The following is a 13,893-nucleotide window of genomic DNA, read 5'->3' as shown; positions in this document are numbered from 1 at the left end:
AATGCATGCATTACTTGTCGTTTCTCATCCTGTTAATACCTCATTAACCCATAGTGTCGCGACCGCTATCGCGGAAGGGATTGTTGGGGTAAACCCGACAAATACGTTTGAAATCGCAGATCTCACCCAGGAAGGCTTTAACCCAGTGTTTTCTGTGTCAGATATGGCGGCTTTTCAGCGCACAGATGCAACACCGCCTGACGTTATTGCGCAGCAGTCCCGTATTGATAACGCAGATGCGTTGGTGCTGGTCTTCCCGATTTATTGGTGGTCCATGCCGGGGCTGTTGAAAGGGTGGATCGATCGTGTTTTTGCAAACGGTTGGGCCTATGAAGAAACAGCTGATGGACGTGTGATAAAGAAACTGGGGCATTTACCGGTGCACCTTGTGGCTCTGGGCGCTGCCAACCAGAGAACATTCGAAAAGCGTGGCTACGCAGATGCCTTTCATGCGCAGATCGCACATGGGATTTTTGACTATTGCGGTGCGCCAGTCTTGACGTCTGAAATGCTGTTGATGCCGGAGTTGGGAACACCAGTGGCCTGTATTGATGCCGCACGTCATATTGGTGAGAAGATTTTTCGATAATCACTGTTATTGATCGCTTGTTAGCAGAGCCTATTTTTTAAAATAATATCGCTTTATACCCCAAATAATTCGAGTTTCAGGACAAAACGAGTTCGTTTTGAATAACGCGAAGCGTTAGCCCTTTAGGGCGATGCTCATTAATGAGCATCGTAACGCGGCAAGCGAGGGAATCCCGATGAGCTTACTCAGGTAAGTGATTCGGGTGAGTGAACGCAGCCAACACACATGCAGCTTGAAATATTACGGGTATAATTCCTTATTTCTTTTGGCCGAGACATAAATAGCTGATTATGGCTCGGCCAAATGGATGATACCTTTTTAGCCTCATTTCAGCATACTTTGCGTATCGCCATAAATGACGTGCTAAATAGTCATTCCATCCTCGCTATGAAATCAGATAATAAAGGGAAAGATATGAATTCCGCTGAGAATATAAGACGTATTTCAGAAATAATGATGATGCCTTTAGCTGCAAAAACATTATGTGTCGCAGCGGAAATAGGGATAGCAGATAAAATAGAAGAGCAGGGTTCAACCATTTCTGAATTAGCAAAGGCATGTCATACATGTGAAAAAAACCTTTTTGATATCATAAAGGTACTTGAGGTATTTGGTTTTTTTGAAGTGAAAGATGAAAACTTTATTAAAAATAACGCATGTTCTACGCTACTGATGTCAGATAACGTCAGTTCAATGAAAAGTTTCTGTATGTTATTTGGCAATGAATACTATCAGGGGTTTGATGGATTACTGCATACGTGCCGTACAGGGGAGTCGGGATTTAAGCAGAGGTTTGGGCTGACACTATATGAGCACCTGGCAAACTCCGCATCACGAGCCGAAGTTTACGATCTTGCCATGCGGGATTTATCGCGCCCGGTTGGATCTGTACTGGCTAAAGAATATGCGTCACTTTTTAAAAATACTGGCAGCGTCATTGATATTGGCGGCGGTAGCGGCGTTATTTTGACTGAACTTATAAAGCAGTACCATAATCTAACCGGTTGTCTTTTTGACATGACTGGCGTCTGTAGCCGAAGCGAAAAGAGCGTCGCACAGCACTATCCTGCATTGAAAGAAAGAATGGTTTTCACTCCCGGCAGTTTTTTTGAAGCGATTCCTTCTGGTTATGATGTCTATCTGCTTAAAAACGTATTACATAACTGGAATGATGAATTCTGCCTGAAGATCTTAAAAGAAATAGCGAAATCAATTGGAAATTCAACACTGTTAATCATCGAGCCTCTACTGGAGCATGAAGAAGCGTCACCAAGATTATTGATGAATGCACTTTTCCAATCCGTTATCTGCCAAGATGGCACACGATACAGGACATTGAAAGATATGGCAGATATTCTGGCGTTAGGTGGATTAGTAGTCGTTGGCACAAAGAAAATAGCAACCGGCCACACGGTCGTTGAAATTAAATTAAACACAGCGTTGCTAGAATGAATGGCGTAAAAGACCTATTTTCTTACGTTTTTCATATCGACATTCTCATGACTACTGTTATTAAAAACATGTTATTAAAAACAGTATTGACACTGTTTTTAAAATCCGTAAATTGGTTATCAACAGCGGCGAAGTTCCAGTCTGCTGTTATAGTAAAGACAACGAACACGTTCTTTAATAAGAGTTTTGCGATAAAGGCCACGAAGTATTTTTTGTATGGGTAATCAATGTTGAGAGGCGTTAATATTCTCGCTTGATGATGCTTAAGGCCACGTAGTCAGTATCTACGATCGCAAAAGGGGACGAAAGCGCGATGATGTAAGGCTATGATTTAATTTTTATTGTTTGCGATAGGCGGTGATTGAGCCATTCGCAACATGAGTAAGGCCACGCATCAAAGAGTATATATCGCGATGGGGGATGTACCTGTACCTGCCATACCACTAAGGTTGGTAGGGGGTTTAAACCAGTAAATATAGGGGGAGGTTTAGTTAATTTTAGTACCCAATATTATCTGTTATAAACGTGTACATTTGAAGCAGTACAAATAGTAGTAAAATGTTATTAAGTCAATGAATGTTAAATCTTAAATCTGTAGTACCTTAAAAGCCCTGGCTAACACAGTCAGGGCTTTTATCATTTTGTACATCTCACTATTAGAATATTCCTTCGGTCGGCAGACTGAACGTTAATCCCCTATGCTTTCGTCCTGCGAAAGAGGGCTGTTGAAACCATTAGCAAATGTTCGACCAACTCACCTGAAGCAGCCTCTATAGCAATTTATAAAAGAAGGTTGTGCCATCGAGAGTACCTGCGGAGCTGCGAGCAAACTGTGGGATTTGACCCGCTTCCTGATAGCCCGATTTACGATACAAAATGGAGGCTGTGTCATTGGTGCGGGTATCAAGGACGAGTAGGGTACGCCGATTGACCTGCGCCTGGCGTTCTACTTCTGCCATTAACTGCTGAGCAATGCCACGTTGACGAAATGCCGTATGCACCATTAGTTTTTCTACTTCAGCACGGTGGTTGCCATTTTTCTTTGGACAATAGCTGATCTGCACTGCGCCCGTGATGCGCTCCGCTTCACGCGCTACCAATAACGTACGATCGCCTTCAGCCAGATCGGCAGCGACCCCCTGCCAATAGCGTTCTGCTTCACCGGCTTCCAGTGGCGCAAGAAAACCAATCGATGCTCCACTTTCCACACAATCATTCAATAAGATAACTAACTCATCATGGCTTTCTGACAGAGTACTCAATTGCTCAATTTTCATTATGTTCTTGTCTCATCTTTTGCAAAACTGCCGTTTAGTCTTTTCAGCACCTCGCTTATTCCTCTGCTGACAATCCGATCCTCCCGCATTACCGTCGCGAGGGTCCGGTACAGAAAGGGCACCATGGAATACACGCTGAGCCCCTGCCTTTCTCCCATGCTTCTAACGGACATGCGGGGAACGATGCTGTAACCCAAACCGGCACGAACCATCCTTTTAATGGCTTCAATACTGCCAAGCTCCATCACAGGACAGGCAACATGTCCGGCATAACGGAACCACTCATCAATCAGGGCGCGGGTCCCGCTTCCGGGTTCAAAGATAATCAGCGGCAGTGACAAAAGGTCGTCCGGAGACAGCGGCTTGGCACTCTGCCCTAACGTATCTTTTTCCATGATGATAACAAACTCATCCGTACCCAGCGGGTTAACGCTCAGGCATTTACCAGCTGCTGGCAGTGTTACCAGACCAATATCTATACGATTTTCTTCCACGCCCCGCACAATATCTGAAGTATTGCCAGTGCGTACGTCCACTTTCAACAGAGGATGCATCTGTCGTAACTGCTGCAGTAAGGGGGGCAGAAGATGAATGCAGGCCGTTGCGCCGGTACCGACAGTGACGGTGCCGGTTATATCGTCTGAATGCAGGGACACCGATTCAATCGCCGCACTTACCACTGCATCAATTTTCATACAGTGCTCAGAGAGCGTCATTCCAGCAGGCGTTGGCCTTATTCCCCGGCTGGTTCTCTCAATAAGACGGGCCTGAAATACTTGTTCCAGCTGTCTTATCTGCAGGCTGACGGCTGGCTGTGACAGTCCGAGAGCTTCTGCTGCCCCGGAGAAACTGCCCCGGCTGATGACCATCCTGAAGGTAGTAAGGTGAGCGAGGTTCAGGGTTGCCATATCAAAGTTTTCCTTATACCGCTGATAAGCCCCGTGGCCTGTCTGAAAATATTAATCCGGGTTAGTCTCTGTTTATGAAAGTAAAAGGAACCATACCGATGGAAATAACTGAAGCAGACGAACGACATATTCCTGCGATTCAGCAGATTTATGCTTACCACGTATTACATGGCACCGCCACTTTTGAAACCGAACCGCCGGATGCGGTTGAAATGACCATCCGCTTGAAAAAAGTGCTTACAGCAGGGTTGCCCTGGCTTGTAGCGGTTGATGAAGGACAGGTCCGGGGATACTGCTACCTGTCTTTTTACCGGGAACGGTTTGCCTACCGCTTCACCCTAGAAGACTCTATATATATTGACCCCACGTTTCAAGGGCGGGGTATCGGCAAACGGCTGTTGTCCCATGCAGTCATGTGGGCAGAAGCCCGTGGTTTTCGTCAGCTCGTAGCCGTGGTGGGTAACAGTGAGAATGCCGCCTCTCTTTCCCTGCATCGTGCCGCGGGTTTCAGCATCACTGGCACACTCACATCCGTAGGGTTCAAACACGGGCGCTGGCTCGATACGGTCATCCTGCAGCGTACGCTCGGACAGGGTGATACCACGCTTCCAGAGTGCAACGATTGACAGGCGGGCATCTGACTGGCCGCACCGTTTTCTGCACCGGGATGACGCAGCTTATCAACTGGGGGATCACGTTCTACATGCCGGGTGTTTTCGGAACCGCCATCATGGCTGAAACGGGCTGGTCTCCTGTTGTAATATTTTCCGGCCTGACTGTTGCCATGCTGGTTATGGGGCTGGTTTCACCGCTGACCGGGCCCGTTATGGCACGTACTGGCGGACGAGCATTGATGATGGCGGGTACTCTCGCCATTGTCGTCGGGTGTTTTCTGATGGCTTTTATCCATTCAACAGCCGCGTGGATTGCCGTCTGGATCCTGATGGGAGCTGGCATGCGGCTTGCCCTGTATGATGCCGCGTTTGCCCTGCTTGTGGAAACCGCAGGTGCAGGTGCCCGTCGGGCAGTCTCTCTGGTCACCCTACTGGGTGGCCTCGCTTCAGCTGTGTTCTGGCCTGCAGGGGCTGCCCTGCTGCACGTCACTGACTGGCGACATGCCGTTATCGTTTATGGCTGTGCTGGCTTGGTGAGTTTGCTTTTTCTGACCGCTGTTCCGGCCGGCCATCAGGTAAAACCTCCCGCTGCTGGTTTGTCTGGTTTTCCGGCATCGGCGACAGCAGAGAATCGAAAAACACTCACTAGCGGCCTGTGGTATGCCGCCTTGATTGCGCTGCTTAGCTTTGTCTCCACCGGCGTATCCACGCATTTTCCCCAGATACTGGCCGCTTATGGTATGCCTGCCCTGGCTGGCATGCTCTGGGGCGTTGGACAGGTGGGTGCCCGCCTGCTGGACGTGATTTCTGGCGCACGAATCTCCGCGCTACGTCTGAATCTTATTATCGGCATCCTACTGCCGATCTGCTTTCTGGTCGGTCTTGCGGGTAACGTTACCCCGTTTGCGACAGTCTTATTTGTTCTGGCTTATGGGGCCGTGAACGGGCTGTTCACGGTCGTAAAGGCCCTACTTCCTCTTATGCTATTTGATCCGCAGCGGTACGCCCGCAAAACAGGCTTACTGCTGTCACCGGGGTTTTTCCTCGCGGCGCTGGCCCCGTCTGCATATGCCATGCTGCTGGAGCAGTACGGTATACAGGGCACGCTGCTTGTTTCCACCATCTTGACCTTGTTCATTACGGCAATATCTGTGGTGCTCTGGCGACGTCATTCCGGCTCTGCTGTGCCGAACTAGATGGATAAATTCTACGATGTCTAACCTTCTTTCCCCGTTCTCGACTTTGGCGATAAACGATTGGGGACGCTCCTGCTCCGTTGTCCTGATTATGCCTGCGTCAGCAGACGTGCTAAGTCCGTCCATATCCCTTTCAAAAACCCCACGCGCGGCGAGATTGCCCATCTCGTTCTCGATTTCACCGGCATCTGTCCCCGAACAACGTGACTGATACGGAGGTATTCCTGGGACTTATCCGTTAGACCCATCGTAAGATTAGAGTGGTTTATTCAACAAAGCCCCTGAACAACTGACGATCGGTTAACTATATACAGAATGAAGAGCATAACGGCTGAAAGCGTCGTTATGCTTTTACCGTTTAAATCATCACGGATAATCCAGACACTTCCCCGCCAGCAATAACCCATCACGATAAATCGTCTACGCCAAAAGGCGGATTTCTTTTTTTATCTCTGCTGTTATTTTTAAAAATGTTTATAGCGAAAATGTATGTCTGATGAATATCATTTTAATGAGGAGATAAAGATATGCCATCTATTTATTATCGCGGGGATAATCGGGCTATTGGGGAAATTCAGAAAGCTGGGTTCCAGCCACAAATAGAGTCGTGCCGAGGGAGAACACCAGTCCAGGCAATAGCGTATATTCAGAAAATTATTAAAGATAACAATTTCAAAAGCCTTGCTGATATTGGCGCTTATATTATCAGTAACTCAAAAGGTGACTCTGTTTCCACCTCTTGTGTCCTGGATGGCGCATCCTACGGGAAGTATAAGTATCAAATTACTGCACCGGATAATGCCCTGTATTTTGAATTCAACCTCGATGGTAGCGTGGGCGCGCAGCAGCCAAATCAAGGGATAATGTACGGGCGCAAGCCGTACTACATTTTAACCAACGTTAACCCGGCGCTCAGTCTGTACGTCATTGTTGGCACACGGACTGCCACACAAGAAGCCACGTTTTTTACTGATATCCCCAGTGGCTGGGTAACGTTACTGAGCTAATTGTATCTCATCATTGTCATTATCGTAACGATGCGTCATTTTTTATTGGGGTTCAAAACCTGAATATTTTTTGCGATGTCATTAATATTACGGCTATATAGCTGCAATGCCGTTGGTTTAATCAACAACGGCATATTTTTCCACATAACCAAATTTCAACAGCGAACAATCCAGACTATTGTTACAATATATTCAGGCTTTCTTGCAGCGAGAGAATATCGTCCGGCGATCCTTTACCTTCTACGGTATTGGTAAAGTAGTTGTAATCGAGATCAATCCATTTCTGCAATTTCGCTTCATAGTTCTCTGGATATTGCGCCTGCTCGATAGCTGGTAATGTCTTATAGTGGTCCAGCACCTCGCTAAAGAAACCAGTCAGTTTCCCGCTACTGTTGTATTCCGCCATCGCTTTGGCGACCACCTCTTTGCGCCATGCATATTCTTGATCGTATGACTCTTCCCATGCCGCTCTTCTTTCGTTGGTGGTATAGAGTCCACTGTCGTCATAGGTAATTAAAGCAAGCTGATCGCGTGAAAGGCCGGCAAACGGATTCTTTCCGGAACCATTAACAAATTTTGTGGCGTCTGCTGCCCTGCCCAAACGTTCAGGATCGGAAGAATCGGGCACTTCAGCGTTATTGATCGCCCGCTTAGCGTCATAATCTGGCCCGGTGATTTTTTTGAGCAGCATGGTGGCTTTATCGCTGAGTTCTTTTCTGCTGAGGCCCGCATACTCGGCATCAGCACGATTTGCGCTGTCGCTTAATTGCTGCGCCAGAGAGGAAAACACCACCTCTTGTTTGGTCTGGCTGTCGGCATTTACGATCACGCTATTCGCAGTGGCAGATTGGGTTGCCGCGCGCTGGGTATCTGCGGCCTGTGTGCTGGTGCTATAGGCGGTTCCAACCTGGTTGATCATACCTGAATTTCCTTCTGGCAGTTTTTTTAAGGCGTTGGATGAATACGGTGGGCCGGTATCGGGCATCGCTTCTCATCAAAACAATAAAGATATCGGTCAGTGAAGGGCAATCTTTATACGTTCGGGTGCGAACGGATCACTCCCGTTCGTCGAACTGGATGACTCGCAATCTGACCCACAAATTCCCCGATACGAAGGGATAAATCAAAACGCATCGGAAAAGATCTTTACGTCAACTTATTGAATCAAAAAACAGAGGAGCAGACTTGCCTGAACGGCGAAAATTTACTCTTTATCTACTACATTGGAATAATTACAGAATACAAATATTTAAAATTAAATCATAATAAAATAAATATTTAGAGAAATTACTAATATGAGAAATTATATTTTCTACGTTAATTATTATGGTTGCGTGTACTAGCAGTTTGTGTGTTTTGCTGAAAAAACTTTAAGATTGATCTGATTGTTATTCTAAATTTTTTTTATGTGATATATTATCCGGCACGGAATAGCGTTAATAATAAAACTTAATGGATTAAGATTAAAAAGTGTCTACTAATCAGATGAATATTTCCTATGGAAATGATTTTTTTGTTATTAAATTGATGGACTTTTTATCAATAAACTTGACGTTAATAGTCAGCGCTAGTCTATTTATGATGGGCGATTTCGATGATGTCATTATGATTAGTCTGCTATTCTCAACCTCTTTTTTACTTATTGGGGAATATACTGGATTATATCACCATGGCCTTAAAAATATGCAGCCTGGTGGACAGAGAAGACTGTGGGGTTCCGCATTATTTTCGGTCATCTTTGTGGAGTTAGTCAGGAATTATGCCGGTACGCTGTACTCGCTGGGTCTATTGCATCAATTCGATAATATATATTTTTCCGCAACGCTGTACTGGTATATTATTTCGTTATGTAGTCTCTATATTACGCGTTTAATTACGTTTAAATTTACAACTAAAAAACGGATCCGAATTGCTATTGTGGGATTAACGCCCGGTGGGTTAGCGGCGGAAAAAGCATTGCTTAAAGAATATGCCAACATGCAGTTAGAATTGGCTTTTTACGACGATCGTAGCCCAGCCCGTTGTGGCTATCTGTTTAAGAGCCAATTTAAAGGCAAAGTGAGTAAGCTGGTTGAAGAAGCTAAAGCGGGCAGAGTGGATGAGATTTATATTGCGCTGCCGATGGTTGCGCTACAACGCATTCGTTATTTTCTGTCGATGATGTCCGATACGACGGTAGATACCTATATCATTCCCGATCTTTATTCCTACAGCTCATACGTATCGCAGTTTCGCTCCATCAATAACATTCAGACCATCAGTATTTTCAGATCGCCGTTTGATGGTATTGGCTCGCTGATTAAGCGCGTTGAGGATTTAGTGATTGGTGGCGTTATTACGCTGATGATTTCGCCATTGCTGCTGGTGATTGCTATTGGTATCAAACTGACGTCACGGGGGCCGGTGTTATTCAAGCAGGATCGTTACGGCCTGAGCGGCAATAAAATCAAAGTGTGGAAATTCCGCTCGATGCACGTGATGGAAAACGCCGGCGTCGTGACGCAGGCGACTAAAAACGATCCGCGTGTTACGCGTTTTGGCGCATTTTTACGCCGGACTTCGCTGGATGAACTGCCGCAATTTTTCAATGTATTGCAAGGGACGATGTCGATTATTGGCCCGCGTCCTCATGCCGTCGTGCATAACGAGCAGTATCGTCAGCTAGTCGAGAATTACATGATTCGCCATAAAGTGAAGCCTGGAATTTCAGGCTTGGCGCAGGTTAATGGTTATCGCGGCGAAGTGGATACCCTCGATAAAATGGAAAAACGGGTTCACTACGATATTGCCTATATTCAGAGTTGGTCCCTTTGGTTGGATATCAAAATTATCTTTAGAACCATTTTCAAAGGCTTTATCGGTGAAAATGCGTACTGAATTGATCATCGCCGCTGGAATGATAATCCCCCTCACATCCTGGGCCGACCTGATGCCGAAATCGCATATCGGTGTCGCCGGTATTGATTTTCAAAGCCAGGTGGGGCTGGACTATGGGCATGAGAATAACGTGACCTATCAGGCTGATGATCAGGATGCGGTGAGTTCTCATTTTCAGAGCGTCAGGCCAATGATTAAGGCCATTGGCGTGCGTTATCAGGATCAATATCTGTTGATGTATTCCGGTGATTATCGTCGTTACGACAGCGATCCGGCGGATAATTACACTGACCATTTCTTTCGCTTTAATGGCGCATGGCGCTACGGGTTGAGGCATGGATTAACGCTCAGTCTTGAGGAGGCGCTTGGGCACGAAGTGCGTGGGCGCGGTATTACCGAAGGTTTTCGACCACAACAGTTCAGCGATTTCGGTATTCATTCGCCGTTGAGTACCGCGCTTTTCAACAGTGAATTGCGTTATAGCTATGGCGCGCTGAAAGGGCGCGGTAAAGCCGATGTCGCGCTGCTGTTTAGAAAACTACGGTTAGGCCGCACGGAGGATATTAAAAATACCGATATTGATTTTTATAACTATGTTCTTGGGCAGGAATGGCACGAGAACGGTTTGATCGCCGAATTATCTGACCAATACTCGTCGGCAACGCGCTTTCGCTACCGTTTTATTGGTAATCAGCGGCGTTATGAAATCGATTCGCAAAAAGATAGTGATGAATATTATCTGGAATACGGCATTAAATCGCAGCTTACGGGAAAAACCGGTATTGATGCCAATGTGTCCTGGCTCTACAAGACATTCATTAATAACCCGAACGCCAGGGATTTTAGCGGGATAAACTGGGATATTCAGACCGAGTGGAAACCACTTAAACAATCCATTTTTACCGTACATACATCGCAGCATATCAAAGACCCGTCAGAAATCGGCGGCTATATCCTGGCTTCTAAATACGGCATCTCTTATCAGCACTTTTGGCTCGTCGATCGTTTCTCCACCACGTTTGACTATTCATACCTGACGGACGTTTACAAGAATTACCCGCGAGATCGTAAAGACAGAAACAGGGTGTTCACATTCGCCATGAATTATAACTTCAGGCCCTCTATTAACGTTGAATTAAAGTATCAACTGAACACGCTACGTTCCAATCAAGATAGCGATTCTTTCTTTATTGGCCCTAACGGCGATCGCCAGGTCGTCAGAATGCTGGGCCGTGATAACTCTCTGATTATGTTTACGGCTAAGGTACAGATCTAACGTGAAAATAATAAAACTGTGCATTTTTCTGTGCCTCAGCGTCTGGCTAGCAGGATGCTCCCTGTCGAGCCAGCGGCAAATGGACAAACCTGAAAGTGAAACCACCGGTTATCAGTTAGGTGAAGGCGATGTTGTCAATATTCTGGTGTACGGCGAGCCGGAGATGACGATGAAGTTCATGCTGGATAAAAGCGGCGCGATTACCTTCCCCTACATTGGTCAACTGGTGTTGAAAGGGAAAACGCCAGAGCAGGTGGGCGAGGAGTTGGCTAATCGCCTGCGCGGCGACTATCTGCAAAATCCGATGGTGACGGTCAGCATCGCCGAGTTCCGGAAATTCTATATCACTGGTGAAGTCGAGAAACCGAACGGGTATGCCTACGAGCCGGGCTTAACCGTTGAAAAAGCGCTGGCGCTGGCCGGCGGATTTACCGATCGCGCAGACCGCAAGGATGTGGGTATTCGTCTATCGAATAGCAATCAACTGATTGAAAATGTTGATGTAAGACGTGTCGTTCATCCTGGCGATACCGTGATTGTCGGTATGAGCTTTTTCTGACCATGAGTCTGTCTATCGTGGAAAATGGCAGAAAACTGGAAAGCATCATCGATGTCTCCAGATTTGCCCAAGAGATCAAACAGAACGGCTGGAAGATCGTGCTGGCCGGCCTGATTGTGGTGGTAGTGGCTTACCCGCTGATTAACATGATCACGCCCAAATATGTGTCGACCGCAACGGTACTGCTTAAAGCACAGCAGGATAACGTTTCGCCTTTGCCGCAGGTCGATGGTTATGATTCCACCCGTAGTGGCTATTACGAAACCCAGTATGCGTTGATGCAGTCGCGTATTGTGCTGGAACAAGCCGTGCGGGACATCAAGCTGGACCAAAACCCAGCGTTTAACGGCGGTACAGACAAAAACGCGGATAACCGTGGCGATGCGCAACAGCGGGTCGATCACGCACTGGATTCGATAGTGGCAAACCTCACTATCACTGGCGTTCGCACCACGCACCTCGCCACTATCTCATACGAATCGGCGTCGCCTGAGCTGGCGGCCGACATCGCTAACGGCGCGGCGCAGGCATTTATTGACTATACGGCCAGGCAAAAGCACCTCAAGACACTGAAAGCCAAAACGTTGAACCAAAAACAGATGGAAGAGGTGTGGCAGCAAGTCGTCGAGCAACAGGCCGTCATCGACCAATTTCTGAAGAAAGAAGGGCTGCTGACTTTCCGCGGCGTGGATGGCTTCGAAACTGAACAACTGGGGATCGTCACCACCAAGTTAGCGGATGCCACCCAACGTCGCATCAGGGCGGAAACGAATTACAACAGCGTGCGTTTGAATGTGGGTACGTCGCTGGAAAACATCATTTCTCTGCCTGATATTTCTAATCATGCGCAAATTCAGGATTTGCGCATTGCGCTAATTCAGGCCCGGCGTTCTTTATACGAGTTACGGAAACGCTACGGGCTGAAGCATACCAAAATTTTAGAAGCCGAAGCCCAGGTTCAGGCGATTGAAGAGCAAACCCACACCGTGTTACTCGAACTGGAAGCGGGGCTGAATAAGCAGTATCAGGCGGCGTTGAGGGATGAAAAATATTATCAGCAACTGCTGGAGAAACAGAAAGCGGATTTCCAAACGCTAGCGTCTAAACGTGATGAATACAATAACCTGATCACCGCGTTGGATAAAACAAAAGAGCTGTATAAGGCGCTCTATCAGCGCACCAAAGAGCAGACGCTGGCAGGTAACTATTTAGAGCCGGACGCGGTACTTTACGACCCTGCTGTACCGGCGGACCACCCGTCGAAACCTAATAAAGCGATGCTGCTGGTGATGGTTGTCATGCTAACCCTGATTTTCTCGGTGGTTTACTTCATCGTGAGAGCCGCGCTGGATAATTCAATCAACAGTATCAGCCAGATGAAAAAGCGCCTGAATGTGGCGCCGGTGGGGGAAATTCGCATCTTCGCCAGTGGCGTGAAGCGCTCACAGGTTGTGCGTTTGATCACCAAAGCACCGCTGTACGTCGATATTGTCCACAGCATGCGAACCCACATTTTGTTATCGCATCCATCCTGCCAGGCCATTGCCATCAACTCGGCAGAGCATGGCGAAGGGCGATCGTTGCTGGCGCATTTGCTGGCGACATCTTTCAGCGCTGACCAAAAAACGCTGCTTATCGACCTGGATTTCTTTAACGACGGCGGGCTGACGCAAGACCTGGCGCCCCCTTCCGCTATCGGTGTGGCGGAACTGCTGCAAGGGCAATCACCGTTGGATGTCGCACTGGTGACAATCAGTGAAAATTTAAGCTTCCTGCCGCGTGGTAATGCCTTGATGTCTTCTTTACTGATGCTGTCGTCCGAACATGTCGTGACGTTGATGGCCGAGCTGAGAACTCGCTATCAGCGAATAATCGTTGATGTGGCCGCGGTGAATCAAACGCAGGATAGTCAACTCATTAGCCGGGTAATAGACGGCGTGGTTTTTGTGCTGAAAGCCGGCGAGGGGCGTACGGGTGATGTGCTTAATGCCATTGAGAAAGTTAAGCAGCACCGCGCGGTGCTGATTGGCGCGGTAATGAATCGGGTTGCGGATAAAAACCTCGAAACCAAAGAGGGGATACGTTCCCTAAACCATAGTATGAATGCACTAATCGACAGTACCGGTCACCTGTGAGTT

General features: G+C 47.3%; 12 protein-coding genes and 2 pseudogenes. 10 read left to right on the top strand and 4 right to left on the bottom strand.

Translation table 11 applies throughout. The features are described 5' to 3' along the window. Position 1: 1 nt before the first annotated feature. Both DUT67_RS17550 and DUT67_RS17545 read left to right on the top strand, forming a co-directional pair. Entirely contained in the window at positions 2–589 is a 588-nt protein-coding gene (locus DUT67_RS17550) for an NAD(P)H-dependent oxidoreductase (RefSeq protein WP_113627701.1), read from the top strand. A 303-nt stretch (positions 590–892) separates the two neighbouring features. Beyond that, positions 893–2,041 (top strand): methyltransferase, encoded by a 1,149-nt coding sequence (locus DUT67_RS17545; protein WP_223254594.1) that lies wholly within the window; start codon positions 893–895, stop codon positions 2,039–2,041. Between the two features lie 770 nt (positions 2,042–2,811). Here the strand turns inward: DUT67_RS17545 and DUT67_RS17540 are convergent. Both DUT67_RS17540 and DUT67_RS17535 read right to left on the bottom strand, forming a co-directional pair. Then, entirely contained in the window at positions 2,812–3,318 is a 507-nt protein-coding gene (locus tag DUT67_RS17540) for a GNAT family N-acetyltransferase (RefSeq protein WP_113632073.1), read from the bottom strand. Further along, on the bottom strand, positions 3,318–4,226 hold the full coding sequence (locus tag DUT67_RS17535) for a LysR family transcriptional regulator (protein WP_113632072.1): 909 nt from the start codon (positions 4,224–4,226) through the stop codon (positions 3,318–3,320). Before DUT67_RS17535 ends, DUT67_RS17540 begins: the two co-directional genes overlap by 1 nt. Positions 4,227–4,324: 98 nt before the next feature. Between DUT67_RS17535 and DUT67_RS17530 the strand changes: the two genes are divergently transcribed. Both DUT67_RS17530 and DUT67_RS17525 read left to right on the top strand, forming a co-directional pair. Then, positions 4,325–4,852, top strand: a complete 528-nt coding sequence (locus DUT67_RS17530) for a GNAT family N-acetyltransferase (RefSeq protein ID WP_113627697.1) — start codon at positions 4,325–4,327, stop codon at positions 4,850–4,852. Next, on the top strand, positions 4,840–6,036 hold the full coding sequence (locus DUT67_RS17525; RefSeq protein WP_223254593.1) for an MFS transporter: 1,197 nt from the start codon (positions 4,840–4,842) through the stop codon (positions 6,034–6,036). The genes DUT67_RS17530 and DUT67_RS17525 overlap by 13 nt, the downstream gene beginning before the upstream one ends. Here DUT67_RS17525 and DUT67_RS17520 read toward each other — a convergent pair. Beyond that, positions 6,028–6,105: pseudogene (locus DUT67_RS17520) on the bottom strand (XRE family transcriptional regulator); the annotation flags it as partial. The gene DUT67_RS17525 and the pseudogene DUT67_RS17520 overlap by 9 nt on opposite strands. Between DUT67_RS17520 and DUT67_RS17515 the strand changes: the two are divergent. Together DUT67_RS17515 and DUT67_RS17510 are read left to right on the top strand one after the other, a co-directional pair. Then, positions 6,106–6,275 (top strand): annotated as a pseudogene (locus DUT67_RS17515) (IS5/IS1182 family transposase); the annotation flags it as partial. It abuts the pseudogene before it with no gap. Positions 6,276–6,563: 288 nt separating this feature from the next. Then, on the top strand, positions 6,564–7,043 hold the full coding sequence (locus DUT67_RS17510; RefSeq protein WP_113627695.1) for a hypothetical protein: 480 nt from the start codon (positions 6,564–6,566) through the stop codon (positions 7,041–7,043). A gap of 181 nt (positions 7,044–7,224) precedes the next feature. Here the strand turns inward: DUT67_RS17510 and DUT67_RS17505 are convergent, their stop codons facing one another. Continuing rightward, a complete protein-coding gene (locus tag DUT67_RS17505; protein ID WP_189339487.1) occupies positions 7,225–7,962 on the bottom strand; it encodes a hypothetical protein in 738 nt (245 codons plus the stop codon). A 566-nt stretch (positions 7,963–8,528) separates the two neighbouring features. Between DUT67_RS17505 and DUT67_RS17500 the strand changes: the two genes are divergently transcribed. Genes DUT67_RS17500 through DUT67_RS17485 form a run of 4 tightly spaced genes read left to right on the top strand, consistent with a single transcriptional unit; the run spans position 8,529 to position 13,890 of the window. Then, the gene (locus DUT67_RS17500) at positions 8,529–9,920 is read left to right on the top strand and encodes an undecaprenyl-phosphate glucose phosphotransferase (RefSeq protein ID WP_048258959.1); all 1,392 of its coding nucleotides are present in this window, start codon (positions 8,529–8,531) and stop codon (positions 9,918–9,920) included. Beyond that, positions 9,910–11,196, top strand: coding sequence for an outer membrane beta-barrel protein (locus tag DUT67_RS17495; RefSeq protein ID WP_113627694.1), 1,287 nt, complete (start codon positions 9,910–9,912; stop codon positions 11,194–11,196). The genes DUT67_RS17500 and DUT67_RS17495 overlap by 11 nt, the downstream gene beginning before the upstream one ends. A gap of 1 nt (position 11,197) precedes the next feature. Further along, positions 11,198–11,755 carry a polysaccharide biosynthesis/export family protein gene (locus DUT67_RS17490; RefSeq protein WP_113627693.1) on the top strand — a complete coding sequence of 186 codons (558 nt, stop codon included), beginning with the start codon at positions 11,198–11,200 and terminating at the stop codon, positions 11,753–11,755. Between the two features lie 2 nt (positions 11,756–11,757). Next, the gene (locus tag DUT67_RS17485) at positions 11,758–13,890 is read left to right on the top strand and encodes a polysaccharide biosynthesis tyrosine autokinase (protein ID WP_113627692.1); all 2,133 of its coding nucleotides are present in this window, start codon (positions 11,758–11,760) and stop codon (positions 13,888–13,890) included. Positions 13,891–13,893: the final 3 nt, after the last annotated feature.

Source organism: Pectobacterium peruviense, from assembly GCF_003312355.2.
Lineage (GTDB): Bacteria > Pseudomonadota > Gammaproteobacteria > Enterobacterales > Enterobacteriaceae > Pectobacterium > Pectobacterium peruviense.
This window is presented reverse-complemented; position numbering and strand designations above follow the sequence as displayed.